General features: G+C 65.5%; 22 protein-coding genes. 11 read left to right on the top strand and 11 right to left on the bottom strand.

All coding sequences use genetic code 11. From position 1 onward, the window contains the following. Nucleotides 1-145: 145 nt before the first annotated feature. The gene (locus tag ACNFH5_RS03760) at nucleotides 146-487 is read right to left on the bottom strand and encodes a zinc ribbon domain-containing protein YjdM (protein WP_416744283.1); all 342 of its coding nucleotides are present in this window, start codon (nucleotides 485-487) and stop codon (nucleotides 146-148) included. Between the two features lie 163 nt (nucleotides 488-650). Here ACNFH5_RS03760 and ACNFH5_RS03755 point away from each other — a divergent pair, with 163 nt between their 5' ends. Continuing rightward, nucleotides 651-3,638, top strand: a complete 2,988-nt coding sequence (locus ACNFH5_RS03755) for an autotransporter domain-containing protein (RefSeq protein WP_416744282.1) — start codon at nucleotides 651-653, stop codon at nucleotides 3,636-3,638. Between the two features lie 100 nt (nucleotides 3,639-3,738). After that, nucleotides 3,739-4,194 (top strand): hypothetical protein, encoded by a 456-nt coding sequence (locus ACNFH5_RS03750; protein WP_416744281.1) that lies wholly within the window; start codon nucleotides 3,739-3,741, stop codon nucleotides 4,192-4,194. 30 nt (nucleotides 4,195-4,224) lie between these two features. On the opposite strand, the gene ACNFH5_RS03745 is transcribed toward ACNFH5_RS03750, so the two are convergent. The 3 genes from ACNFH5_RS03745 to ACNFH5_RS03735 all read right to left on the bottom strand — a co-directional run bounded on the left by ACNFH5_RS03745 (nucleotide 4,225) and on the right by ACNFH5_RS03735 (nucleotide 8,278). Then, on the bottom strand, nucleotides 4,225-4,866 hold the full coding sequence (locus ACNFH5_RS03745; RefSeq protein WP_416744280.1) for a c-type cytochrome: 642 nt from the start codon (nucleotides 4,864-4,866) through the stop codon (nucleotides 4,225-4,227). A 170-nt stretch (nucleotides 4,867-5,036) separates the two neighbouring features. Then, nucleotides 5,037-6,851 carry a sodium-extruding oxaloacetate decarboxylase subunit alpha gene (gene oadA, locus ACNFH5_RS03740; RefSeq protein ID WP_416744279.1) on the bottom strand — a complete coding sequence of 605 codons (1,815 nt, stop codon included), beginning with the start codon at nucleotides 6,849-6,851 and terminating at the stop codon, nucleotides 5,037-5,039. 11 nt (nucleotides 6,852-6,862) lie between these two features. Then, on the bottom strand, nucleotides 6,863-8,278 hold the full coding sequence (locus ACNFH5_RS03735; RefSeq protein ID WP_138523249.1) for an acetyl-CoA carboxylase biotin carboxylase subunit: 1,416 nt from the start codon (nucleotides 8,276-8,278) through the stop codon (nucleotides 6,863-6,865). Nucleotides 8,279-8,519: 241 nt separating this feature from the next. On the opposite strand from ACNFH5_RS03735, the gene ACNFH5_RS03730 reads away from it, so the two are divergent. Beyond that, a complete protein-coding gene (locus tag ACNFH5_RS03730; protein WP_416744277.1) occupies nucleotides 8,520-9,455 on the top strand; it encodes a LysR family transcriptional regulator in 936 nt (311 codons plus the stop codon). Here ACNFH5_RS03730 and ACNFH5_RS03725 read toward each other — a convergent pair. Next, nucleotides 9,409-9,624, bottom strand: coding sequence for a PA3496 family putative envelope integrity protein (locus ACNFH5_RS03725; protein ID WP_024766117.1), 216 nt, complete (start codon nucleotides 9,622-9,624; stop codon nucleotides 9,409-9,411). The two genes, ACNFH5_RS03730 and ACNFH5_RS03725, sit on opposite strands and share 47 nt — an antisense overlap. A 206-nt stretch (nucleotides 9,625-9,830) precedes the next feature. After that, a complete protein-coding gene (hexR, locus tag ACNFH5_RS03720) occupies nucleotides 9,831-10,715 on the bottom strand; it encodes a transcriptional regulator HexR (protein WP_413349461.1) in 885 nt (294 codons plus the stop codon). Between the two features lie 94 nt (nucleotides 10,716-10,809). On the opposite strand from hexR, the gene zwf reads away from it, so the two are divergent. Next, on the top strand, nucleotides 10,810-12,282 hold the full coding sequence (zwf, locus tag ACNFH5_RS03715; protein ID WP_416744396.1) for a glucose-6-phosphate dehydrogenase: 1,473 nt from the start codon (nucleotides 10,810-10,812) through the stop codon (nucleotides 12,280-12,282). Nucleotides 12,283-12,476: 194 nt separating this feature from the next. Further along, on the top strand, nucleotides 12,477-13,880 hold the full coding sequence (gene yegQ / locus ACNFH5_RS03710) for a tRNA 5-hydroxyuridine modification protein YegQ (protein WP_416744275.1): 1,404 nt from the start codon (nucleotides 12,477-12,479) through the stop codon (nucleotides 13,878-13,880). A gap of 180 nt (nucleotides 13,881-14,060) precedes the next feature. On the opposite strand, the gene ACNFH5_RS03705 is transcribed toward yegQ, so the two are convergent. Further along, the gene (locus ACNFH5_RS03705) at nucleotides 14,061-14,768 is read right to left on the bottom strand and encodes a DUF3142 domain-containing protein (protein ID WP_416744274.1); all 708 of its coding nucleotides are present in this window, start codon (nucleotides 14,766-14,768) and stop codon (nucleotides 14,061-14,063) included. Between the two features lie 5 nt (nucleotides 14,769-14,773). Then, complete coding sequence (locus tag ACNFH5_RS03700; protein ID WP_416744272.1) at nucleotides 14,774-16,945, bottom strand: outer membrane assembly lipoprotein YfiO; 2,172 nt, start codon at nucleotides 16,943-16,945, stop codon at nucleotides 14,774-14,776. Nucleotides 16,946-17,287: 342 nt separating this feature from the next. On the opposite strand from ACNFH5_RS03700, the gene nirK reads away from it, so the two are divergent. The 6 genes from nirK to ACNFH5_RS03670 all read left to right on the top strand — a co-directional run bounded on the left by nirK (nucleotide 17,288) and on the right by ACNFH5_RS03670 (nucleotide 21,776). Then, nucleotides 17,288-18,340 carry a copper-containing nitrite reductase gene (gene nirK / locus ACNFH5_RS03695; protein WP_416744395.1) on the top strand — a complete coding sequence of 351 codons (1,053 nt, stop codon included), beginning with the start codon at nucleotides 17,288-17,290 and terminating at the stop codon, nucleotides 18,338-18,340. Between the two features lie 65 nt (nucleotides 18,341-18,405). Then, nucleotides 18,406-19,221 (top strand): SUMF1/EgtB/PvdO family nonheme iron enzyme, encoded by an 816-nt coding sequence (locus ACNFH5_RS03690; RefSeq protein ID WP_416744270.1) that lies wholly within the window; start codon nucleotides 18,406-18,408, stop codon nucleotides 19,219-19,221. 65 nt (nucleotides 19,222-19,286) lie between these two features. Further along, nucleotides 19,287-20,015, top strand: a complete 729-nt coding sequence (locus ACNFH5_RS03685) for a Crp/Fnr family transcriptional regulator (protein ID WP_416744268.1) — start codon at nucleotides 19,287-19,289, stop codon at nucleotides 20,013-20,015. Between the two features lie 111 nt (nucleotides 20,016-20,126). Beyond that, nucleotides 20,127-20,798 carry an iron-sulfur cluster repair protein YtfE gene (gene ytfE, locus ACNFH5_RS03680; protein WP_416744266.1) on the top strand — a complete coding sequence of 224 codons (672 nt, stop codon included), beginning with the start codon at nucleotides 20,127-20,129 and terminating at the stop codon, nucleotides 20,796-20,798. 108 nt (nucleotides 20,799-20,906) lie between these two features. Beyond that, nucleotides 20,907-21,590 (top strand): Crp/Fnr family transcriptional regulator, encoded by a 684-nt coding sequence (locus ACNFH5_RS03675; RefSeq protein ID WP_416744264.1) that lies wholly within the window; start codon nucleotides 20,907-20,909, stop codon nucleotides 21,588-21,590. 3 nt (nucleotides 21,591-21,593) lie between these two features. Next, nucleotides 21,594-21,776 carry a protein DnrP gene (locus ACNFH5_RS03670; RefSeq protein WP_416744262.1) on the top strand — a complete coding sequence of 61 codons (183 nt, stop codon included), beginning with the start codon at nucleotides 21,594-21,596 and terminating at the stop codon, nucleotides 21,774-21,776. A gap of 101 nt (nucleotides 21,777-21,877) precedes the next feature. Here the strand turns inward: ACNFH5_RS03670 and ACNFH5_RS03665 are convergent, their stop codons facing one another. The 3 genes from ACNFH5_RS03665 to ACNFH5_RS03655 all read right to left on the bottom strand — a co-directional run bounded on the left by ACNFH5_RS03665 (nucleotide 21,878) and on the right by ACNFH5_RS03655 (nucleotide 25,788). Next, the gene (locus ACNFH5_RS03665) at nucleotides 21,878-23,725 is read right to left on the bottom strand and encodes a nitric oxide reductase activation protein NorD (protein ID WP_416744260.1); all 1,848 of its coding nucleotides are present in this window, start codon (nucleotides 23,723-23,725) and stop codon (nucleotides 21,878-21,880) included. A 195-nt stretch (nucleotides 23,726-23,920) separates the two neighbouring features. Then, a complete protein-coding gene (locus tag ACNFH5_RS03660) occupies nucleotides 23,921-25,345 on the bottom strand; it encodes a cbb3-type cytochrome c oxidase subunit I (protein ID WP_416744259.1) in 1,425 nt (474 codons plus the stop codon). 2 nt (nucleotides 25,346-25,347) lie between these two features. After that, nucleotides 25,348-25,788: a c-type cytochrome gene (locus ACNFH5_RS03655; RefSeq protein WP_088420795.1), complete on the bottom strand. Its 441-nt coding sequence runs from the start codon at nucleotides 25,786-25,788 to the stop codon at nucleotides 25,348-25,350. Between the last annotated feature and the right edge of the window lie 92 nt (nucleotides 25,789-25,880).

Raw genomic sequence — 25,880 nt, 5'->3', positions numbered from 1 at the left:
TGCTCGCGAACAGGGCTCCAGGCATGCACCGAAGCTGGGCGGTTCGCGAGCAAGCTCGCTCCTACAAAAAGCCGGAGGTATTGCGGCAGGCAGGCAACAAAAAGCCCGGCACTTGGCCGGGCTTTTTCATCGCTGCGCAAAAGGCTCAGACCTTGCGCACGAACTCCGACTTCAGCTTCATCGCGCCGATACCGTCGATCTTGCAGTCGATGTCGTGATCGCCGTCCACCAGGCGAATGTTCTTCACCTTGGTACCGACCTTCACCACCAGGGACGAGCCCTTGACCTTGAGGTCCTTGATCACGGTAACGGTGTCGCCATCCTGCAGCAGGTTGCCGACCGAGTCCTTGATCACGCGGGCATCGCTGTCGCCCTCGCTCGAGCCGTCAGCGGACCACTCGTGGGCACACTCGGGGCAGACCAGCTGGGCGCCGTCTTCGTAGGTGTATTCGGAGTTGCATTTGGGGCAGGGCGGCAGCTGGCTCACGGCGGTTCTCACAGTGGAAACGGTAAAAAGACCGCAGAGTATATAAGGTTTATCCCGTCCCTGCCCGCCGAGAGCATTGGCAATGAGCCAGCACCGTTACAAAAGCGTAAGAATCCATCGCTATAACAGGCGGCCTCTTCGATAAGAAAAAGGACGCCACGCCATGCTGCACAAGCCCTCCCCGCTCGCGCTGAGCATTGCTGTTCTTTCTGTGACGGGCCTCGGGGCGAGCCTGGCCGCCGAAACCGCCAACGCCGTTCCGGTATCGCCCATCATCAGCAACGCCCAGACCAGCAGCCGCACCCTGGCCAACCAGGACACGCTGACCGTCACCAGCACCGGCAGCCTGGTCACCAGCGGCAAGAGCGTCGACCTCAAGGGCGCGGCCACCGGCACAGGCGTGGTCGTCGACAACAGCGGCCTGATGCAGTCCACCACCGGCCGCGTGGTCGACACCTCCGGCAGCGACAGCACCACGCGCTTCTACCAGATCATCAACCGCGAGGGCGGGCGAATCGTCGGCTACGACGATGCCATGCGCATGAACAACCCGTTCAGCGCGGGCAGCCTGCTGATCGACAACGCCGGCAGCATCACCTCTGCCACCGGCCAGGCGCTGGACTTCGACAAACTGCAGAGCGCGGCCACCGTCACGATCATCAACCGCGCCAGCGGCGTGATCCACAGTGACGGCAACGACGCCATCCGTCCCGGCGGCAATGCGACGATCAGCAACTACGGTGAGATCAGCAGCTCGGACATGATCACCGCCGACACCAAGAACGACGGCATCGACTTCCAGGGTGCCGCGGGCGGCCATGTGGAGAACCACGGCCTGATCAGCGGCGGCCGCCATGGCATCACCACCGACGTCGGCGCCACCCTGATCAACTACGCGGACGGCGTGATCATCGGCCGCAACGGCTCGGGCTTCGGTTCCGACGGCGACGGCACCGTGATCAACTACGGACGCATCACCGGCGCCTACAACGGCCTGGTGCCGGACGGCGACGGTGATGGCGTGGACATCGACTACACCGGCCACATCGAGAACCACGGCATCATCGAAGGCACCGGCGCTGCCGGTTCCAAGGACGGCTCGCCCAACGGCAGCGAAGGCATCGCCATGGGCGGCGGCACCATCATCAACTACGCCGGTGCGATCATCCGCAGCGTGGACCGCGGCATCCTGGTCGACGACGGCAATGGCAACAGCGGCTTCAGTTCCACCAACCTGGAAAACCACGGCACGATTTCCGGCGAGAAGCTCTCCGGCGTAACCCTCTCCGGCGACCTCGACGACACCGTGATCAACGACGGTCTGATCCACGGCGGCAACGGCATTGCCCTGGAAATGGGCGGCGGCAACGACAGCCTGGTGCTGCTCTCCGGCAGCCGCTTCGAAGGCCTGGTGGACGGCGGCAGCGGCCGCGATAGCGTGACCCTCGACGATGCCGCTGGCGGCAGCTTCGGCAACAGCGCCAACTTCGAATGGCTGGCTGTAAAACAGGGCAACTGGACGCTCTCCAGCACCAACGATTTCAGCGAAGGCGGCGAAGTCTTCAGCGGCGCCAGCCTGAGCAACACCGGCAGCCTCCTCGGCACCCTGCAGATCGACCAGGGCGCGACGTACTCGGGAAGCGGCAGCGTCGGCGGGCTGAACGTCGCCGGCACCCTGGTCGCCTCGCCGGCAAGCGGCGCGGCCCATGTCACTGGCAACCTGAGCCTGCAGAGCGGCTCGACCCTGTCCTTCGGTGTGGAGCCCAGCGGCGCCCACGCCACCGTGCAGGTGGACGGCAGAGCGAGCATCGATGGCTCGCACCTCGCCGTGCAGGCCGGCAGCGGCAACTGGCCGTGGCAGAGCAGCGTGCAGGTGATCAGCGCCACCGGCGGCGTCAGCGGCCAGTTCGCCGATGTGAAGAGCAACTTCGCCTTCCTCACCCCGACCTTGGGCTACAGCGCCAACAGCGTCGACCTGCAACTGACCCGCAACGACGTACAGTTCGGCGACCTCGCCAGCAGCAGCAACGGCCGCAACGCCGCCTCCGCCCTGCAGAGCCAGAACGGCGGCGCGCTGTACAACGCGCTGATTACCAGCGACTCAAACAACGCCACTTCCGCCCTGGAACAACTGGCCGGAGCCAGCAACGCCAGCCTGGCCGCCGCGACCATCGCCGGCAGCCAGCAGGTCGGCAGCGCCATGCTCAACGCCGTGCGGCAACTGGGCAGCAACAGCCTGCTGGCGGCCACCGAGCGCAGCGATGCGCCGATGCTCGCCGCCACCGGCGTGCCCAGCGCAGCGCGCAACCTCAACGACCCGAACGCCGCCGGCCGCCTGTGGGTGCAGGGCATCGGCAGCCACGGCAAGCTCGATGAACACGACAACAACGGCGACCTGCAACAGAACACCGGCGGCACCCTGCTCGGCGCCGACTGGGCGCTGACCCCGGACTGGCGCCTGGGCGTGCTCGGCGGTTACTCGCACACCGACCTGGACGGCAGCGGCGGTGTCTCCGGCGACATCGACAGCTGGCACCTGGGCGCCTACGCGCTACACCAGAGCGGCCCGCTGGCGGTGCGCCTGGGCGCGGCCTACAGCAGCCACGACGGCGAGAGCAAACGCCGGGTCGAGTTCGACGGCTTCAGCGATCGCCCCAAGGGCGACTACGACGCCGACAGCTGGCAGGCCTTCGCCGAGACCGGCTACGCCATGGGCAGCGGCCGCCTGAGCGCCGAACCCTACGCGCGCCTGGACTACCAGCGTTACGAGCGCGACGCCTATGACGAGAAAGGCGGGGCCGCCGCACTGCACGTCGACTCCCAGGATCAGGACAACCTGGCCAGCACCCTCGGCCTGCGCATCGCCCGCCTGGATACCCTGGGCAACGGCATGAGCTTCACCCCGCGCCTGGGTCTGGGCTGGCGCCACACCTTCGGCGATATCGACAGTGACACCCGCCAGTCCTTCCTCGCTGGCGGTAATGCCTTCAGCGTCCAGGGCACCGCGCTGGACCGCAACAGCCTGCTGCTGGACGTCGGCTTCGATGTCGGTGTGTCGGCACGCAACACCCTCGGCATTGGCTATAGCGGCCAGATGGGCAGCAACGCGCAGAACCACGCACTGATCGCCCAATGGCAGATGGCGTTCTGATCGACGTCACGTCCTGAGGCAGCCTGGTATCCGCAGGCTGCCTCAGGAACGCATTGCTTACAGAGAATTCAGCTATCAGTTCAGAGCTTTCCGAGTATTTGTGCTGGCGAAAGGAGAAAACACTGCCGAGCTCACCGGGCGCTTCCACGACGCCCGTTTCACGTTCATCACGCGCTCGAGCCAACCCATGAAAAGACTCTGCCTGCTCCTCACCGCCTGTGCTCTGCTCACCGCCTGCGATAAGCAGGACACTTCCGCCCCCACAGCCGCCCCTGCGCCTACCGCTGCAACGGCGCCCACAGCAGAGAAGGCCCTGCTCCAGCAGCCAACGCCGATCGTCAATGCTGCACTTCCGAAGGAGTGCGAGGATTACATCGCACGCGCCAAGACTTGCGCCGCCAAGTCCACGGATTCGCTGGCACGGATCTATGCCGCGAACGTCGAGCAGTCGCGCAAGCAGTGGCTGGCCGCAGGCGACAAGGATCGCCTCATTTCCGCCTGCAACGTCGCCAACGAGCAGTTTGCAGAAGTGATCGCCACCTTCCACTGTGAGTGAAGCGCCGCCCTCGCGCGCGCTCGGCCTGGGTCAGTCGGCGGTGTGCAGTTGACTCAGGTAGGCGGTCAGCGCGGTGATGTCGTCATCGCTGAGCAGCTCCGCCACCGCCAGCATGGGTGAGCCGGCCCGGCTGGGATCCTTGTCCCGGTAGCGCTGCAGCGCATGGGTCAGGTAAGGCCTGGGCTGTCCTGCGATACGCGGAAAGCCGTCATGTCCCATGGCCTTCTGGCCATGGCAGGTAACGCAGACGGTAGCGAAACGCTGTGCGCCCTGCTCCACCAGCACTTTGTCCGGCGCCGCTTCCGAGCGTGGCACGACCTTCTGCTGGCTGAAGTAGTAGGCGATGTTCACTCGCTCGTTAATGGTCAGCAGCTTGGCCGCCTGGTTCATCACGAAGTCGGTGCGCTGGCCGTCGACGTATTTCTCGAAGGCATCGAAGAGGTACTGCGGATTCTGCCCGGCCAGGTTGGGGATGTAGTCGCGCTTGCTGTTGCCGTCCTTGCCGTGGCACTTGCTGCACAGCAGGATGCGCTCCTCGGCCGCCGCATAGGCCTGCTCGCGCTTGGCCGGGTCCTTCTCCAGGGCAGCAAGCCGATCCATCATTTCCGATGACTGCGCCAATGCCTGGGTGCTCGCGCACAGCAGCACCCACCACAGAACGACTCTCCCCATCACCGCACCCTGGTCAGTTTTCCCAGCGTCGACGCTAATGAGTTTCTGAAGGAAGTTTCCGACGCAGATCAAGCAAACGCACCGTCAGCACGAAAAACCTGCGGGCAAAAAAAAGGGGGAGCATCGTGCTCCCCCGTGGGACTGAACCTTAAAGACCCGTCTGTCCTTGGTCAGCCTTCAATTTCAACCAGGATCTCACCGGGGTTGACCCGGTCGCCCTTGGCTACGTGGATGGCCTTCACGGTGCCGGCGATGCCCGCCTGCACTTCGGTCTCCATCTTCATCGCTTCGGTGATCAGCACGGCCTGGCCGGCTTTCACGCTGTCGCCTTCCTTCACCAGCACGTCGACGATGTTGCCCGGCATGGTGGTGCTGACATGGCCCGGCTCGCTGGCCTGCTTGCGCTTGTTGCCGCCGCCGCCGATGAACTCGTTGAGCGGCTCGAACACCACCTCTTCGGGCATGCCATCCACCGACAGGTAGAAGTGGCGCTTGCCGTCGGTCTTCACGCCGACGCCGGTGATGTCCACGCGGTAGCTTTCGCCATGCACGTCGACCACGAATTCGGTCGGCACGCCTTCACCACCGGCAGCGGCCACGCCCTTGCCGTTGGGGATCGGCAGCAGCTCTTCGGGCTTCAGGGTGCCGGCGGCACGCTCTTCGAGGAACTTGCGGCCGATGTCCGGGAACATGGCGAAGGTCAGTACGTCCTCTTCGGACTTGGCCAGGCTGCCGATTTCCTCGCGCAGCTTGTTCAGCTCCGGCTTGATCAGGTCGGCCGGGCGGACATCGATGACCTCCTCGTTGCCGATGGCCTGGCGACGCAGTTGCTCGTTGATCTTGCCCGGTGCCTTGCCATAGCGGCCCTGCAGATACAGCTTCACCTCGTTGGTGATGGTCTTGTAGCGCTCACCGGCCAGCACGTTGAAGAACGCCTGGGTGCCGACGATCTGCGAGGTCGGGGTGACCAGGGGCGGGAAGCCGAGGTCTTCGCGCACGCGCGGGATCTCCGCGAGCACTTCGGGCATGCGGTTCAGCGCACCCTGTTCCTTGAGCTGGTTGGCCAGGTTGGAAATCATCCCGCCCGGTACCTGGTTGACCTGCACGCGGGTATCCACGCCGGTGAACTCGCTCTCGAACTGGTGGTACTTCTTGCGCACGGCGTGGAAGTACATGCCGATTTCCTGGATCAGCTCCAGGTCCAGGCCGGTGTCGAACGGGGTATCGCGCAGCGCGGCGACCATCGACTCGGTGCCCGGGTGGCTGGTGCCCCAGGCCATGCTGGAGATGGCGGTGTCGATGCGGTCGGCACCGTTTTCCACAGCCTTCAGCTGGCACATGCTGGCCACGCCGGCGGTGTCGTGGGAGTGCACTACCACGTCCAGCGGCAGCGCATCCTTCAGCGCCTTAACCAGTTGGCCGGTGGCGTAGGGCGTCAGCAGGCCAGCCATGTCCTTGATGGCGATGGAGTCCACGCCCATGTCGGCCATGGCCTTGCCCTGGGCAACGAAGGCATCGATGGTGTGCACCGGGCTGGTGGTGTAGGCAATGGTGCCCTGGGCGTGCTTGCCGGCAGCCTTCACCGCCTCGATGGAAACGCGCAGGTTACGCACGTCGTTCATCGCGTCGAAGATGCGGAACACGTCGATGCCGTTGACCGCCGCCTTGGCGACGAAGGCACGGACCACGTCATCGCTGTAGTGGCGGTAGCCCAGCAGGTTCTGCCCGCGCAGGAGCATCTGCAGGCGGGTGTTGGGCAGCGCGGCCTTGAGCTTGCGCAGGCGCTCCCACGGGTCTTCCTTGAGGAAGCGCACGCAGGCGTCGAAGGTGGCGCCGCCCCAGACTTCCAGCGACCAGTAGCCGACCTTGTCGAGCTTGTCGCAGATGGGAAGCATGTCTTCGGTGCGCATCCGGGTCGCCAGCAGCGACTGGTGGGCGTCGCGCAGGATGGTATCGGTGACGGTGACTTTCTTGGAAACGGTCATGTGCGAATTCCTCACAGGCCAGCGTGGGCGGCAATGGCGGTAGCGATGGCGATGGCCAGGTGCGACGGGGTGCGCTTGATGGAGTACTGGGTCAGTTCCGGGTGGCTTTCGACGAAGCTGGTGTTGAACTGGCCGTTACGGAATTCCGGGTTCTTGAGGATTTCCTGGTAGTAGGCGGCGGTGGTCTTCACGCCCTGCACGCGCATGTCGTCCAGCGCACGCAGGCCGCGGTCCAGAGCCTCTTCCCAGGTCAGCGCCCAGACCACCAGCTTCAGGCACATCGAGTCGTAGTACGGCGGGATGGTGTAGCCGGTGTAGATCGCCGTATCGGTGCGCACGCCAGGACCGCCGGGCGCGTAGTAGCGGGTGATCTTGCCGAAGGACGGCAGGAAGTTGTTCTTCGGATCTTCGGCGTTGATCCGGAACTGCAGCGCGAAGCCACGGTGGATGATGTCTTCCTGCTTGACCGAGAGCGGCAGGCCGGAGGCCACGCGGATCTGCTCGCGGACGATGTCGATGCCGGTGATTTCCTCGGTGATGGTGTGTTCCACCTGCACGCGGGTGTTCATCTCCATGAAGTACACCTCGCCATCGGCGAGCAGGAACTCCACGGTGCCAGCGTTCTCGTAGCCCACGGCCTTGGCCGCACGCACCGACAGGTCGCCGATGTAGGCGCGCTGCTCGGGGGTCAGCTGCGGGCTGGGGGCGATCTCGATGAGCTTCTGGTTACGGCGCTGGATCGAGCAGTCGCGCTCGAACAGGTGCACGGTGTTGCCGAAGGAGTCGGCCAGCACCTGGGCTTCGATGTGCTTCGGGTTGACGATGCACTTCTCGAGGAAGACTTCCGCGCTGCCGAAGGCCTTGGTGGCTTCTGAGATGACGCGGGGGAAGTTCTGCTCCAGCTCTTCGCGGCTGTTGCAGCGACGGATGCCGCGGCCACCACCGCCGGAGGTGGCCTTGAGCATCACCGGGTAACCGATGCGCTCGGCTTCGGAAATGGCTTCGGCCAGGTCGGCGACGTTGCCTTCGGTGCCGGGGGTGCAGGGCACGCCGGCGGCGATCATGCTGCGACGCGCTTCGGTCTTGTCACCCATGCGGCGGATGACTTCCGCGGACGGGCCGATGAACTTGATCCCGCGCTCGGCGCAGATATCGGCCAGTTCGGCATTCTCGGAGAGGAAGCCGTAGCCCGGGTGTAGGGCGTCGCAACCGGTTTCCACCGCCAGGTTCACCAGGGCGCGGGGGTTGAGGTAGCCCGCCAGCGGATCAGCGCCCAGGCTGTGGGCTTCGTCGGCGCGCTTGACGTGCAGGGCGTGACGGTCGGCATCGGAATAGACGGCCACCGAACGGATGCCCATCTCGGCGCAGGCGCGCACGATCCGGACAGCGATCTCCCCACGGTTGGCGATCAGGATTTTCTTGATCACTGCGGCTTTCCCTCGGCCCGGGCTTTGTGGACCCTGGCGTAAAAACCCATCGGCAGCCCCGGTCACGGCAGCTGGATTCTCTTGTGGATACTGCTGGGCCGGAGCGGGTTCCGGCGTGTTTTTACCCTAGCGCGGGAAGGAGGATTAACCAAAATCAATAATTATTGGGGTAGCCATAAAGAATGCTTTATAGTCGCTGGAAAATGTCGCCATCGAGCAGGCTTCTATGCGTAAGTCATTGATGCGTATGACCCTTCGCCAGCTGCAGGTTTTCCGCGCAGTGTGCGAAAGCCGTTCCTATAGCCGCGCTGCGGAGGAAATGGCCCTGACCCAGCCCGCGGTCAGCCTGCAGATTCGCCAGTTGGAAGAACTGGTCGGCCAGCCACTGTTCGAGTACATCGGCAAGAAGCTCTACCAGACCGATGCCGCCGACGCGCTGCTGCGTGCCACCAACGACATCTTCCAGCGCCTGGAAGTGCTGGACATGAACCTCTCCGACCTCAAGGGCTCGCTGCAGGGCCAGCTGCGGCTGGCGGTGGAGTCCAGCGCCAAGTACATCACCCCGCACCTGTTCGCCGCGTTCCATGCACAGCACCCGGACGTCAGCCTGAACCTCACGGTGGTCAACCGCGCCCAGGTGATCAAGCGCCTGTCGGACAACCGCGACGACCTGGTGATCATGTCCCTGGTGCCGCAGGACATGGCGCTGGAATTCCTGCCCTTCCTGAACAACCCGATCGTCGCCGTGGCGCCGCCGGACCACCCACTGTGCAACGCCGCCAAGCTCTCGCTGAAGGATCTGGAACCCTATCCGTTGCTGGTCCGCGAGCCCGGCTCGGGCACGCGCAAGGCCTGCGAGGAACACTTCCAGCAGAAGCGCGCGCACTTCCCGCAGACGCTGGAATTCGCCTCGCTGGAGGGATCGCGGGAAGGCGTACTGGCTGGGCTGGGATTGGCGCTGCTACCGCGCCATGCGGTGAGTCGCGAACTGCAGTCCGGGCTGCTGCATGAGCTGCCGGTGGAAGAGCTGCCGCTCTACCGTAGCTGGTGTCTGGTGCACGCCCGCGGCAAACGCCTGAGCCCTGTCGCCCAGGCGTTCGTCGCCTTCATCCGTGAAGAGCGGGCGATGATCAGCCAGCTTGCCGAACGCTTCGCCGGCCCGCCTTCGCCGAAGTGAGGTAGGCGGCGGCGATCAGATCGGGGTAATCGGAGGTTTCGAGGGCGAGGCGCTGGGCCTCCATGCGGTCCTCGATGGCGCGACGGAACTGCATGCGTCGCTGGTCTTCGAGCTTGCGGCGGGTCTTGCTGTCCACTTGGAGCTGGGTGTCGTCGATATGGCGGGGCATCTCGCATCTCCCAAGGCCTAAGGGCTGGAGACGCCAGCATGCTGACGACGGATGACCGTTTGACGACGCGGTGGTGAAGCACCGGTGACGCCGACGAGCGGTCGGCTGGATGAACTTTGTAGGAGCGAGCTTGCTCGCGAACCGCCCAGCCACCGAGTCGCCGGTTGAATCCGTTCGCGAGCAAGCTCGCTCCTACAGGTGTTGCGTCAGGACGCCTCTTCCGGGCGCTCCTCGTGGTTCTTCACCACCTTCGGCGACAGGCGCAGGCTGCGCAGACTGCGCTTTACGCTCTTGAGGTGATTCACCAGGTCCGGGCCACGGGCCATGGCCACGCCCATGGCCAGCACGTCGATCACCACCAGGTGGGCGATACGCGAGGTCAGCGGGGTGTAGATGTCGGTGTCTTCGTGCACATCCACCGCCAGGTTCACCGTGGCCAGGTCCGCCAGCGGGGTCTGGCTGGGGCACAGGGTGATCAGCGTGGCGCCGGCTTCGCGCACCAGGTTGGCGGTCACCAGCAGGTCCTTGGAGCGACCGGACTGGGAGATGCAGATCGCCACGTCCGAAGGCTTCAGGGTCACCGCCGACATGGCCTGCATGTGCGGGTCGGAGTAGGCCGCCGCCGACAGCAGCAGGCGGAAGAACTTGTGCTGGGCATCCGCTGCTACCGCGCCGGAGGCGCCGAAGCCGTAGAACTCCACGCGCTGCGCATGGGCGATGGCCGCGATGGCGCGCTCCAGGGCGTGGGTGTCGAGGTGCTCGCGCACTTCCATCAGCGAATGCAGGGTGGTGTCGAAGATCTTCAGGCTGAAGTCCGCCACCGAGTCGCTCTCGTTGATCGAGAACTGACCGAAGCTGGCGCCAGCGGCCAGGCTCTGTGCCAGCTTGAGCTTGAGGTCCTGGAAGCCGGTGCAGCCAATGGCGCGGCAGAAACGCACGATGGTCGGCTCACTGACTCCCACGCTGTGGGCCAGGTCCGCCATGGAGCTATGCATGACCGATGCAGGGTCCTGCATCACGTGATCGGCAACCTTGAGCTCCGACTTGCGGAGCAGATGACGCGACTGGGCAATGTGCTGCAAAAGGTTCACAGGGATAGGCTCGGTGATAGTTGTCTGAAATTTATGTAGTCTTGTTGTAGTTATACTACAAAACTACCCGCCAAGCCCAGGGAATAAGTCCTTGATTACGCCCGCCAGCCCTAGTCTTCCCAGCTCCTGCGACATCCTGGTATTCGGCGGTAGCGGTGACCTGGCGCTGCACAAGCTGCTGCCGGCGCTCTATCACCTGCACCGGGAGAATCGCCTGCCGGCCGATACGCGGATCTTCGCTCTCGCCCGCAGTCAGCGTGACAATGCCTCCTACCTCGCCCTGGCCGAACGCAACTGCCGCGCCCAGGTGGCGCGCAGCGATTTTTCCGCCGAGGCCTGGCGCAGCTTCGCCCAGCGCCTGGAATATGTGGCGATGGACGCCTCCCAGAGCGCCGATTTCGGTCGCGTAGCCAAAGCCCTGAAACGCAGTGAAGGCCGCGTACTGGTGCACTATCTCGCCACCGCGCCGAGCCTGTTCGCGCCCATTGCGCAGAACCTGAAGATCGCCGGCCTCGCCGGACCGCTGGCGCGCATCGTGCTGGAGAAACCGCTGGGCCATTCACTGGAGTCGGCGGTGGCGATCAACCAGGCCATCGGCGAAGTGTTCGATGAATCCCACGTGTTCCGCATCGATCACTATCTGGGCAAGGAGACCGTGCAGAACCTGATGGCGCTGCGCTTCGCCAACACCCTGTTCGAGCCGGTGTGGCGCAACGGGCACATCGACCACGTGCAGATCACCGTCAGCGAAACCCTGGGCGTGGAGAATCGCGGCAGCTACTACGACCATGCCGGGGCCATGCGCGACATGGTGCAGAACCACCTGCTGCAGTTGCTCTGCCTGGTGACCATGGAGGCGCCGGTGCGCTTCGATGCCGAGGCGGTGCGCAACGAGAAGGTGAAGATTCTCCAGGCGCTCAAGCCGATTTCCGGCCAGGACGTGCAGGACAAGACCGTGCGCGGCCAGTACGCCGCCGGGCACATCGGCGGGCAGGAAGTGCCGGCGTACTGGTTCGAGAAAAATGTCGACAACGACAGCGATACCGAGACCTTCGTCGCCGTTCAGGCAGAGATCGACAATTGGCGTTGGGCTGGCGTGCCGTTCTACCTGCGCACCGGCAAGCGCATGGCGAAGAAGTGCTCTGAAATCGTCATCCAGTTCAAGCCGGTACCCAACAGTCTGATCGGTAGCGGTAGCGGAGCCGCCAATCGCCTGTGGATAAGGCTGCAGCCCGAGGAACGCATCAGCGTGCAGTTGATGGCCAAGGCCCCCGGCAAAGGCATGCAGTTGGAGCCGGTGGAGCTGGACCTCAACCTCGCCCAGGCTTTCAGCATCAACAAGCGCCGCTGGGACGCCTACGAACGTCTGCTGCTGGACGTGATCGAGGGCGACTCGACGCTGTTCATGCGCCGCGACGAGGTGGAAGCGGCGTGGAACTGGGTCGACCCGATCCTCCAGGGCTGGCGCGAACACTATCAGAGCCCGCGTCCCTATCCAGCCGGCAGCAACGGGCCGGAACCGGCGCAGGCGTTGCTGGAACTGCAGGGACGACGCTGGCTGGAGTGATGCGTTGCGGCTTCATGACTGAGTTGTAGGAGCGAGCTTGCTCGCGAACAAAACCTACCGGCAGCTCCGGCGCTGGGCGGTTCGCGAGCAAGCTCGCTCCTACGAAAAGCGCCCTGGCGTTGACCTCGCTCAGCACGCACAGCCCGCGGACTTCCTAGAGTGGCGGCCTTTTTCCCACTTCCCGCTGCGCCGTCATGTCCCACACTCCGTTTTCCCCCGAACTGCTCTGCCCCGCCGGCTCGCTGAAGAGCCTGCGCCACGCCTTCGCCTATGGCGCCGATGCCGTCTACGCCGGCCAGCCGCGCTACAGCCTGCGAGTGCGCAACAACGAATTCGACCACGCCAACCTCGCCACCGGCATCAACGAGGCCCACGCCCAGGGCAAGCGCCTCTACGTGGTGGTCAACATTGCCCCGCACAACGCCAAGCTGAAGACTTTCCTGCAGGACGTGGAGTCGGTGATCGCGCTCGGCCCGGATGCGCTGATCATGTCCGACCCCGGCCTGATCATGCTGGTTCGCCAGCATTTCCCCGAGGTCGATGTCCATCTCTCCGTGCAGGCCAACGCGGTGAACTGGGCCAGCGTGGAGTTCTGGCGCCAGCAAGGGCTCAAGCGGGTGATCCTGTCCCGCGAGCTGTCGCTGGAGGAAATCGGCGAAATCCGTGAGCGTGTACCGGGCATGGAGCTGGAGGTCTTCGTCCACGGCGCGCTGTGCATGGCCTACTCCGGGCGCTGCCTGCTGTCGGGTTACATCAACCGCCGCGACCCCAACCAGGGCACCTGCACCAACGCCTGCCGCTGGGAATACCAGACCCACGCCGCCCACGAAGACGAGCTGGGCCACGCGGTGCGCAACGTCGAGCCGACCCTGGGCATCGGTGCGCCGACGAAGGAGATCGTCCTGCTCGAGGAAGGCAACCGCCCCGGCGAACTGATGGAAGCCTTCGAAGACGAGCACGGCACCTACATCATGAATTCCAAGGACCTGCGCGCCATCCAGCACGTGCAACGTTTGGCGCAGATGGGCGTGCATTCGCTGAAGATCGAGGGGCGTACCAAGTCCCACTACTACGTCGCGCGCACCGCCCAGGCCTACCGCAAGGCCATCGACGACGCCGTCGCCGGGCGCGCCTTCGACCTCGGTCTGATGGATACCCTGGAATCCCTCGCCCACCGCGGCTACACCGAAGGCTTCCTGCGTCGCCACGTGCACGACGAGTACCAGAACTACCAGTACGGCCACTCGTTGTCGGAGCGCCAGCAGTTTGTCGGTGAGTTCACCGGCGAGCGCCGCCACGGTTTGGCCGAGGTGCGAGTGAAGAACCGCTTCGAGGTCGGCGACAGCGTCGAGCTGATGACCCCGACGGGCAACCGCACCTTCCGCTTGCACGCACTGGAGAACAACCGCGGCGAATCCATCGGCGTCGCGCCCGGCGATGGACATGTGGTCTATCTCTCGGTGCCCGAGGAGTTGGACCTGCAGTACGCCCTGCTGATGCGCAACCTGAATGGCAGCACTACACGCGATGCACGGGAACCGGCCGCGGCCGGCGGTTGCGGGAACGATTGCGGCAAGTGTGGGTGCGGCGGGAGCTGATGCCCAGGCGTAGGGCGTACAACCGTTCGCGGTGGTACGCCGATGCCCCCTGATCATCAGCAGACGCATCGGTCGAGCTCGAAGCGCCCTGTCACAGGTTTTCAGATTGGAATTCGCGCGGTCGGAGACCAGGGTAAAACGGCGTATAACGTCGAACGTTATACGCCCTACGCCGTTGCCTCACGGGTTCTGCAGGAACACCACATACCCCCTGAACCACCGGCTCTTCGCCAGGTAGTCCGGCGCCTGCCACTCTCCGTACTGCGCCAGCCCGATGCGGAACGGCAGCTGCAGCCGCGCCACGCGCGGCAGGTAGGCCTGGTAGTTGGGAATGGTCTGGCGCCCCTGATAAGTCTGCACCACCACTTCGTCCACGACACCGGCCAGGCGGTTGATGGTCTCCGGCGCGGCGTTGCTGCCCCAGTCCATCAGCCCGGTGATGCTCAGCTTGCAGCCCGCGGGCAGGCGCTTGCGCAGGTCCTGGAGGAAGTCGACGTACTCATGCAGGTAGCGCGTGCGCGCATCGAAGTCGATCTGCACGCCGACCACCGGATTGCCGGCGGCGCGCCAGCGGCGCAGCTGGGACAGCAGGGTGCGGTAGATGTCCTCGTTCCAGCGCAGCGTGTGGGCGCGGTAGACCACCCACACCTCGCCCTGCTTCAGGCGCGGGATGGCAATGCCCTGGGCAATCATGCGGGCGCGGCCGTCGCCATAGCGCGGCGCGCTCACCTGCCCTTGCAGCACGTAGAGGGTGCGCGCCTGGGCCAGCACCGGTTGCGCGGCGACACCGCTCCAGAGCCAGAAAGCGTCATGGTCCGCGGCGTCCACACCGGCCGCCGGGGCGTTGCCCGCAAGCAACGCCAGCGCCAAGGCGAGGACACGCCGCACGGGGCTTACCAGTAGTACTTCAGGGACTTCGCCCAGGGCGTGGCGGAGTACTGGCCCTTGAGGGCGCGGAACCACTGCTTGCGCTGCGCCGGAGCGATATCCTGGCTGCCGCAACCGTTGTAGCCGCTGGGCGCGAAGCAGTTGATGGCGCGGAACAGCGCGTAGGCGCGGTCCTCTTCCACGGCCTGCTTGTCGGCGATCACCTTGAGGTAGCCGTCCATGCGCGAGTAGGGCGTGCCGGGGAACAACGATTCGCCGCCGCCCAGCTCGCGCTCACTGGGCTGGGTGTCCAGCGGGAAGCCGTCCAGGCCGTTGCGCAGGATGAATTCGCCCAGGCAGTTCAGCGCCCTGGGCGGCTGCGGGTTCTGCAGCAGGTCGCGGGCGACGTCGACGATGGCCGGGCATTCGTAGCCGGTGTCGTTCTTGCCGCCCGGCCACTGGAACAGCGACAGCGGCATGCTGCCATAGAGGTAGCCGATGCTGGCGCCCAGCGGCTTGCCGCTGCCGTCGGTGGGCAGCAACGCGAGGTCGTCGATGTAGGCCTGGTACTGGCCGTGCAGCAGGTCCTTGTAGAGCAGCGCGAACAGTGCGGTATCGCGTTCCTCCACCGACACACTGGTGGATTTCGCCTGCTGGCGCAGCAGGTCGGGGCCGGCGACGTGGCGCAGGAGAATCTCGCGGATGATCGGCGTGTGCACCGGCGAGCCTTCGGCGAAGACCTTCACCAGGCGGTCGCTGCGCTCGTAGTTGAAGGCCAGCGCCAGCTCCAGCTGCTCGCGCTGTAGCGGCTCTGCCGCCAGAGGCAGCAGACGCAGCCAGAGCTTCTCGGCGGCGATCCAGTCGTTGCCGGCTTCCAGGGCGAAGCCGCGCAGGGTCTGCTGGCTGAAGGCAAGGTAATCAAGCTTGGCCGGCAATTCCTCGGGCAGGGATTTCAGTGCCTCGGCGGGCTTTTCCTCGACGTACAGCTGGTAGGCCGCCGTCAGGTAGTCGTGCAGGCCGGGGTACTTCGCGAACAGGTCCTTCTGCGCCGCCAGTCCTGCGGCGTCGAGGGCACGGGGTTCGTTGGGTTCATGGTGGCGCATCTGCATCAGGTCGAGCACCGCCAGCAGGCGCGCGTCGCTCACGTCGGCCGGGTGCGCGGTAACCAGCAGCTTGTTGTCTACTTCCTGCACCAACTGGGCGAGATCGTCGGCATCCTTGCGGGCGAACAGTTCGGCGTACTCGCCGGCCAGTCGGCTTTCATCGCTCATCAGCCAGTAGACGCGGCGCATCAGGCCCTTGGCCGAAGCGCCGTACCGGCCCTGCGGATAGGCCTTCAGGTAGTCGCCCAGGGCGGTTTCGGCCTGGGCGAGGATTTTCTTGTCGACCTTGCGCAGGTCCGGGTAGCCCATCTCGTCGAAAGCGTTCTGCTGCGCCTGGTTGAGCAGGGCGCGAGCAACCATGTAGCGCGAGGCTTCCTTCAGCCAGGGCTGGTCGCTGTCCTGCAGGGCGCGGAAGGATTTCAGCGCGTCGCCGAAGCGGCCGCTGTAGAAGTCCGCGGCGCCCTTGAGGTAGTTGCGGTAAGCCTTGGCCGGTGCGCTCTGCAGGTCACCCGGCAGCAGCACGCTGAGCTGGGTTTCGTCCCACTGGCAGGCACCCAGCAGGGTCAGGCGTGCGCGGGCCAGGCCCTGGCGCTCGCCGGTGGACAGGCTATCGACCAGCAGCAGCTGGCTGAGGAAATCCTGGGCGGTGCCCGCATTGTTGCTGCGGCACCGGCTGCCTTCGCCGCTGGCGAAGCTGTCGGCGGACGACTGCACGGCATCCGCCGGCAGGCCAATGCGCGCGGCGAGGTCGGCCAACGGTGCGGTGCTGGTGGCGCTGTCGCTCGCATCTCCGGGCGCGGAGCCTTCCAGCCAGCGCGCCAGCGGGAACGGCACCTGGCCGTAGCCCAGCTGCTGCTCGTCATCGGTCAGCGCGCGATTGGGAATGCTCGCCTGGCCGGCGTCGGCCAGCAGCAACTGCAGGTTGACCCGGCTGTCGTTGCCCGGGCTCAGGAACGGCAGGCTATTGCACACGTCCAGCGTGTCGCGCTTGAGGTTCCAGCTCGGATAACAGGAGTCGTCGCTGCTCGCGCGCGCTTCCTGCACGCCGAGGGAGCCGGTGATCAGGGCCAGCAGGGTCAGTCCGTACAGACGCATGAATGATCCTTGTCCGTTGGAGCCCGCACGCCGGGCCGGAATTCAGAACAGAACGAATCTTACCTCGCCGCGCCGGGTCTTGCCCGCCCGCATGGGGACAAGACTGTAAACACGATCTACCGCACAGAAGAACCTGCGACACGTTGTCCAGCAGATTCCTTCTTTGTTCCGGCTCAAAGAAGGAATCTGTCGACCGGGTATTTCTGTAGCCAACGACAGTTCGTCGATTACGGAGAGTTACCCATGCTTGATCAGGAAGAGATTTCGCTTTCCCGCCGCACCCTTCTGGCCGGCGCCGTGGTCCTGGGCGTGACCGGCACCATGCTCGGCAGCGGCAACGCCATGGCCGACGGGGAAGCCGCGCCGAAGAACATGGGTCCCGCCGTGGACCTCTCGAAGCTGGAGCACGTCCAGGTCGAGCTGGTGGCTCCTCCCCTGGTCCATGCCCACGAACAGCGCGCCAAGGGCAAGCCCAAGGTCGTGCAGTTCCGCATGGTGATCGAGGAGAAGAAGCTGGTCATCGACGACGATGGCACCGAAATCCACGCCATGACCTTCAACGGCTCGGTACCCGGGCCGATGATGGTGGTGCACCAGGACGACTACCTGGAGCTCACCCTGGTCAACCCGGCGACCAACACCCTGACCCACAACATCGACTTCCACGCCTCCACCGGGGCTCTGGGTGGTGGCGCGCTGACCATCATCCAGCCCGGCGAGGAAGTGAAGCTGCGCTTCCGCGCGACCCGCCCCGGGGTGTTCGTCTACCACTGCGCGCCGGGCGGCGCGATGATCCCGTGGCACGTGGTCTCGGGCATGAACGGCGCGATCATGGTGCTGCCGCGCGATGGCCTGAAGGACCGCGACGGCAAGGCGCTGAAGTACGACAAGGTGGTCTACATCGGCGAGCAGGACTACTACGTCCCGCGCGACAAGGATGGCAACTTCAAGCGCTACGGCACGCCCATGGAAAGCTACAACGACATGCAGCAGGTCATGAAGGGGCTGATTCCCAGTCACATCGTGTTCAACGGCAAGGTCGGCGCCCTTACCGGCAAGAACGCGCTCAAGGCCAACGTCGGCGAGACCCTGCTGATCGTCCACTCCCAGGCCAACCGTGATACCCGACCGCACCTGATCGGCGGGCACGGCGACCACGTCTGGGCCACCGGCAAGTTCCGCAACCCGCCGGAAGAGGACCTGGAAACCTGGTTCATCCCGGGCGGCGCGGCCGGAGCCGCGCTGTATACCTTCCGCCAGCCGGGCCTGTACACCTACCTCAACCACAACCTCATCGAGGCTGTACTGCTGGGCGCTGCAGCGCACATCCAGGTCGAAGGCCAGTGGAACAACGATCTGATGAGCCAGATCCAGCCGCCGACGGCGATCAAGTAAGCCCCGTGGCCGGCCCCTCCAGGCCGGCCCCTTCCCCGTAAACGATACCGGCGACCGGGCAGACCATGCGCAAGACCCTCCTGATTGGCGTCCCCGCCGCGCTGCTGCTGGGCGGTACCTTCCTCCTCCTGCTGCGGCCACAGTACGCACCGGAGCTCGCGCCACAAACCGTGAAACTCGCCCCCCGCGACTTCGACTTCCGCCCGGCGGGCGACTACTGGCAGGAGAAGCAGGCGGTGGATGCGCCGTCGCAGCGTGAACACCTGTCGCCAAGCTTCGAAGTCATGAAATTCCAGGTCAGCCAGGGCGAATACGCCCGCTGCGTGGCCGAAGGCGATTGCCTGGCGCTGGACAACCGCGCACCCCGCGGCGACCTGCCGCTCACCGGCGCCAGCCTGCTGGATGCGCAGCTCTATGCCGATTGGCTGTCCAGACGCACCGGCCAGCCCTGGCGGCTGCCGACCGACCGCGAGTGGGCCTTCTTCGCCGGTTCGCGCTGGGCCGACGACGCCCTGCGCATCGACGACGACGACGGCAGCAACCCCGCCCGGCGTTGGCTGGCGCGCTACCGCCTGGAAGCGGAAACCCGCACCAGCGCTTCGGCGCTCCCCCAGGCGCGAGGCAACCACGGACTGAACGAGTACGGCGTGGCCGACCTGGGCGGCAACGTCTGGGAATGGACCCAGAGCTGCCACCAGCGAGTCAACCTCGACGCCCAGGGCGCTCAGACCCACCGCGCCGAGTACTGCTCGATCCGCATCGCCGAAGGGCGTCACCGCGCGGCGATCAACGATTTCGTCCGCGATGCCCGCGGCGGCGGTTGCAGCGCCGGGCAACCGCCGGACAACCTGGGCTTCCGCCTGGTCCGGGACATCCCTTGATTCCCCTCAAGTTCTGCCATCGCGCTTAACCGCTATGCTGCGGCAGGACTTAGGGAATCATTGCCGTGACCGCCAATATCTCCCTCAATCGCGCCTGGCTGGGCAGCTTGCCGCCCTTTGCCAATAGCAGCCGCGACGAGCAGGACGACATCCTCCGCCAGGCCAGCATCCTGCGCGTGAACAGCGGCGTAGCCGTGTTCGAGCAAGGTGCGCCGGCGACCAGCTTCTACCTGCTGGTGCACGGCCGGCTGAAAGCCACCCAGCTCACCGGAGACGGCCAGCGCGTGCTGGTGCGCGTGGTCAACCCCGGCGATCTGTTCGGTTTCGTCCGCGCCCTTGGCCGGCGCGACTATCCCGCGACCGCCACCGCAGGCCAGGACAGCCTGGTCCTGGCCTGGCCCACCAGCCAGTGGGAACCCCTGCTCGCCCGCCACCCCAGCTTCGCCCTGAATACCGTGCAGGCCATCGGCGAGCGCCTGCAGGAAGCCCATGTGCGCTTCTGCGAACTGGCCACCGAAGAGGTCGAACGGCGTGTCGCCCACACCGTGCTGCGCCTGGTGCAGCAGTCCGGCCGACCGGAGGCCGACGGCATCCGCATCGATTTCCCGGTCACCCGCCAGGACATCGCCGAGATGACCGGCACCACCCTGCACACCGTCTCGCGCATCCTCAGTGCCTGGGAGGACCGCGGCCTGGTCATCGGTGGACGGCAGAAGCTGCTGGTATGCGACCCGCAGCAACTGATGCGGGTCGCCGGCGGCGACGAGCGGGAAATGGCCGCCCTGGACGCTTGACTGCAATCAAGGAGCCGGGCGCCCGTCCTTCCCTAGACTGACCGCCACCGCCCCAAGATTGACTGCCACGACGACCGCGGCCGCCGTGCCCCACTCCACCCGAGGCCCGCCATGACCGACAACCTCACCGAACGCACCCTGAGCGACCTGGCCTTCAGCCTGCCGGGCAGCTCCGCGCTGTTCCACGACTACAAGCTCGACTTCTGCTGCGCCGGCCAGCGCAGCCTGGGCGAAGCCGCCAGCGAACAGGGCCTCGACGCCCAGCGCATCGCCGCCGAGCTGCAGGCGCTGCCGCCTGCAAATGACCAGACCGACTGGCGCCTGAGCAGCAACGACCAACTGATCGACCACATCCTCGAGCGCTACCACAAGGTTCACCGCGAGCAGCTGCCAGCGCTGATCCCGCTGGCCGAGCGCGTCGAGAAGACCCATGCCGCGCATCCGCAATGCCCCGCCGGCCTGACCGCGCACCTGAAGAAGATCCAGGAGGAACTCGAGTGGCACATGTGCAAGGAAGAAAGCGTGCTGTTCCCCTGGCTGCGCCAGGGCATCCCGCTGACCCACGTGCAGGGCCCGATCGGCGTGATGCGCCATGAGCACGACGAACACTCGCAGTCCCTCGCCGTACTGGCCGACCTGACCGACGACCTCACCGTACCGGCGGACGGCTGCAACAGCTGGCGCCGCCTCTACAGCGGCCTGGAAGAGCTGCGCCGCGACCTGATGCAGCACATCCATCTGGAGAACAACCTGCTGTTCCTGGGCGCCAACCACCCGGCCTGAGCGCCGGACCGGGAGCCAGGAGGGCGACCAGTGACAGCGTGTCTCACCACACTGCCCGGCGGCATCGCACATACTGGCGGGATTGTCCCCGCCCAGGAGCGCTCCGCCATGCTCGCGCATCGCGTCCACCACCAGATTCTGTGCGGCCACCACCTGTTCAACGTGCTCAACGAAGAGCAGCTGGAACAGTTGCTCGCCACCAGCGCGCTGCTCAACCTGGAGAAAGGCGACAAGCTGTTCCTCCAGGGCGAACCGGCCCACTCCTTCTACTTCGTGATCTCCGGAGCGGTGAAAATCTACCGCCTGACACCGGAGGGGCAGGAAAAGGTGCTGGAGGTCGTCGGCAGCCGGCAGACCTTCGCCGAAGCCATGATGCTGATGGACACTTCCGACTACGTGGCTTCGGCACAGGCGCTGGAGCCCACGCAGGTCTACCGCTTCTCCAACCGCACCTACATGGAATTGCTGCACAGCAATCCGCAGTTGCCCTTCTCCCTTCTCGCCACCCTGTGCGTGCGCCTGCACCGGCGGATCAACGAGATCGAGACGCTGTCGCTAAAGAACTCCACCCACCGCGTGGTGCGCTACCTGATCACCCAGCTCAACCGCCAGGGTGGCGAAAGTGGCCGCTTCGAGCTGCCGATGGCCAAGCAACTGGTGGCCGGGCACCTGTCGATCCAACCGGAGACTTTCTCACGCGTGCTGCGGCGGCTGATCGACGAGAACATCATCGACCTCAACGGCCGCACCGTGCAGGTACTCGACGTCGCGCGACTGGAACAGTTCGAGTAAGCCATGCGCCAGTGCCTGTACTGCCAGCACGAGAGCCCCGAGGATGCTGCGGATTGCCCGCAGTGCGGGATGCCCTTGCCGGTGGACCAAACCGCAGCGCGGCAGCGCCGCCAGCGGAGATTCGCGTGGTACTGCGCGTTCCTCGCACTGTTCTGCCTCGTCATGATGCTCTGGCTGCCGCGCTGAGCCCCAAACCGGACTGTCCCTTGTAGGAGCGAGCTTGCTCGCGAACAGGCCCCGCCGCGGGATTTGGTTCGCGAGCAAGCTCGCTCCTACAGACAGCTCTGTCAGCCTTGGCGACGGGTGAGCTGCCGGTAGAGCTGCGGCAATTGCACCGGCAGTTGCGCCGGATCGTTGATCAACAGATAGCCCTGGCTGCCAAACAGGTGCGGCAGGTAGTCCGCCGCCTCGCGGTCAATGGTGATGCAGAACGGCACCAGCCCTGCGCGACGGGCTTCCAGCACCGCCTGGCGGGTGTCCTCGACGCCGTAGCGCCCCTCGTACAAATCCAGATCATTGGGTTTGCCGTCGGTGAGGATCAGCAGCACGCGCTGGCGCTCCTTGCGCTCCAGCAGCAATTGAGTGGCCCGGCGGATGGCCGCGCCCATGCGCGTGTAGTAACCAGGGCGCAGCGCGCGGATGCGCCCGCGTACGACATCGTTGTGGCGCTCATCGAAGGTTTTCAGCTGGGTCAGGCGCACCTGCTGGCGACGCAGCGAGGAGAACCCGTACAGCGCGAAGCGGTCACCCACCGCCTGCAGCGCCTCGCCGAACAGCAGCAGGCTGTCGCTGATCAGGTCGATCACCCGGTGGTCGTTGTCGATGTGCGCGTCGGTGGACATCGACAGGTCCGCCAGCAGCAGGCACGCGAGATCGCGACGGGTCTGCCGGCGTTCGAGGAACAACCCCGGCTCGCTGCACGCGCCAAGGCGCCGTTCGACGCTGAAATCCAGCCAGGCTTCCAGGTCCAGCTCTGCGCCCTGGGGTTGCCGGCGCAACCATTGCGGCTGTTGGCGCAGGCTCTCGAACTGCCGACGCAGGCGCCGCGCGATAGGTGCCAGGGAATCCGGGAGCGGTGCCGGCACGGCGTCGCGGGGCAGCATCGGTTGCAGGCGGACATGGTCGTCGATCAGTTGCTGGCGGCGGTAGTCCCATTCCGGTAGGCGAATCCCCTCGCCCAGCGGCACGTCGTCGAAGTCGGCGGCCGGCAGGTCGAGGTCGAGCTTCAGCCCGCCGCCCTTCTTCTGCCGTTGCCGGGACATACTCAGGTGATCGAGGTCATCGGCGACCTTGGCCGCATCCAGGTCCTCGCTGTCGTCGCCGGCGCGATCCAGTTCGATGTGCTCGGACCAGCTGAACAGGTTTTCCAATCGGAACAACAGCAGGCCGCCCCGGCCGGGATCCTGCTCGACCCGCTCGGCGCGCTTGCGTGCCAGGCTCTTGGCTTCGCTGTGGGCGGAACGACCCTGCTCGTCGCCGTCGATCAGGTCGGTGTGCTGCGGCGCGGCCAGCCTTTGCGGCGGGTAGAGCCACAGCGGCACCGGCCAGGGAGCCTTTTCACTGCGCGGCAGGCGCTCGACGCTGCCCGGATCGCGCAGCGCACGTTGCAGTGCCAGTTCCAGCTCCGCTTCGGCGGGGGGCAGGTCACCCGCATCAGGACGCAGACTGAGCAACGCTTCCACCAGCCGACGATAGCGCGGGCGCAACAACGGGTAGCGCTCCAGCACGGCACGGGTCCAGGCCTGGTTGTCGCGCGCCCAGTGGCGCATCGGCTGACTGTGGGCGGCGAGCAGCGCCAGCCAGCGGTACAGTTCGCGGTTCAGCCCGGCGTCGGGGAACACCGCCAGCTGCGCGGGCAGGCGCAGGGAATCGGCGTCGAACCAGGCCACCGGCAATTGCTGGCAGGTACCGGCCACTTGTTGCAGCAGGCTGCGGCGCACCAGCAGTTCGCGGGCGCTGGCCGCCTCCACGCCGACCCCGGCTTCGCCGCCGGTGCCGCGGAACAACAACAGCAGGCTGCGGCGCATGTCATCCAGGGTCACCGCCGCCTCTTCGAACTCCGGGCTGGCGCGACGGGTGATGAAACGGTGCCAGGCGAGGCCGAAGCCTTCTTCGATTTCGAGGTGAATGGTCATGGCGCCTCCAGGGGGAAAGCAGGTACAGGGCGGCACGGCGCCAAACGCCACGCCGAACCAGTCCCCTCTCCCCCGCCCTCTCCCTAAAGGGAGAGGGAGCTATCCGAGCGGCTGGAAGATACCTGCCTCCCGATAACTCCCATCATGAAAAAAAGGCCCGCCGCAAAGCGGACGGGCCCGGCTGGACGGTATCGCTCAGCTCACCTGAGCCGCGCCGGAGGCAACGGCCACGCGCCCGCGCTGGCGGAAGCTGAGCAAGTAGCAGATCAGCCCGATGAAGAAGCCGACACCGGAGTACAGGCGCAGCCAGAAGAAGATCTTCAGCTGGTCGACCGTGGCCATGAACGGCATGGCGGCGCCATCGGCGGGCATGCGTTGCAGCCAGACCTGGACGATGCCGGCAGCGGTGAGCATCAGGGTGATCAGCAGCATGGAGATGGTCATCAACCAGAAGCCCCAGATCTCCAGGCTCTGCGCGCGGGCGTCAGGCGCTTCGCCGATGCCCCGCAGGCGCGGCATGGCGTAACTGATCATGGTCATGACGATCATCGCGTAGGCACCGTAGAAGGCCAGGTGACCGTGGGCGGCGGTGAGCTGCGAGCCGTGGGTGTAGTAGTTCACCGGAGCCAGGGTGTGCAGGAAGCCCCACACGCCAGCGCCTAGGAAGGCGGTCACGGTGGTGCCCAGAGCCCACAGCGCGGCGGCCTTGTTCGGGTGTTCGCGGCGGCGACGGTTCACCATATTGAAGGCGAACAGCACCATGGCGAAGAACGGCAGCGGCTCCAGCGCGGAGAAGATCGAGCCCAGCCACAGCCAGACCTGCGGCGCGCCGATCCAGAAGAAGTGGTGGCCGGTGCCGATGATGCCGGTGATCAGGGCCATGGCGATGATCACGTAGAGCCATTTCTCCACGACCTCGCGGTCGACGCCGGTGATCTTGATCAGCACGAAGGCCAGCATCGCGCCCATGATCAGTTCCCACACGCCTTCCACCCACAGGTGCACGACCCACCACCAGTAGTACTTGTCGCGCGACAGGTTTTCCGGGTTGTAGAAGGAGAACAGGAAGAACACCGCCAGGCCCACCAGACCGGTCATCATTACCACGCTGACGGCGGTCTTGCGGCCCTTGAGCATGGTCATGCCGATGTTGAAGAGGAAGCCCAGCGCCACCACCACGATGCCCATCTTGGTGATGGTCGGCTGTTCGAGGAACTCCCGGCCCATGGTCGGCAGCAGCTCGTTGTGGGTCAGCTTCGCCAGGCCAGCATAGGGCACCAGCAGGTAGCCCAGGATGGTCAGCACGCCGGCGATAGCGAATACCCAGAACAGCACGATGGCCAGTTTCGGGCTGTACAGCTCGCGATCGGCCTCTTCGGGGATCAGGTAGTACGCCGCGCCCATGAAGGCGAACAGCAGCCAGACGATCAGCAGGTTGGTGTGCACCATCCGCGCCACGTTGAAGGGGATCGCCGGGAACAGGAAGTCACCGATGACGTACTGCACGCCCATGATCAGCCCGAAGACGATCTGCCCGACGAAGAGCATCAGGGCGAACACGAAGTACGGCTTGGCCACCGACTGCGAGGCGAATTTCAGATAGGGATTGCCCGGGTTCATGCTCAACCCTCCTTGTTCGGCGGCCATTTGTTGGTGTCGATCTTCGATGTCCACAGCAGGAACGCCGCGAGGTCGGTGACCTCCTGGTCGCTCAGGTGGAACTGCGGCATCTGCCGGCGACCGGGCACGCCCAGCGGCTGCATCTTCATCCAGGCCGCGAGGAAGCTGCCGAAGGCCGCATCACCGCCACGGCGGATGGCGACGTTGCCCAGCTCCGGCGCGAAATAGGCGCCTTCACCGAGGATCGAGTGGCACCCCACGCAGTTGTTCTGTTCCCACACCAGCTTGCCGCGCACCACCGACTCGGTGAGCTCACTCTGGTTGGTGCGCTGGGGGAAGGTGGTTTCGGTGTGATAGGTCAGCGCGAGGAACACCAGGAAGAAGAAAACGCCTCCTCCCAGGTAGATGTTCCTCGCCATCCCTTTGGTAAATGTCTCTGACATGGGGCCCTCCTAGGTCACGGTCGGCGCCATTGTAGGAAGCGTCCTAGGACGTCTCGCTTGATGGCAATCAAGAAAGACCAATGCTTCTAGTC

The organism is Pseudomonas sp. NY15435 (assembly GCF_048068295.1).
Classification (GTDB): domain Bacteria; phylum Pseudomonadota; class Gammaproteobacteria; order Pseudomonadales; family Pseudomonadaceae; genus Pseudomonas.
The sequence above is the reverse complement of the archived record's forward strand: the minus strand, read 5'-3'. Positions and strand labels throughout refer to the sequence as shown.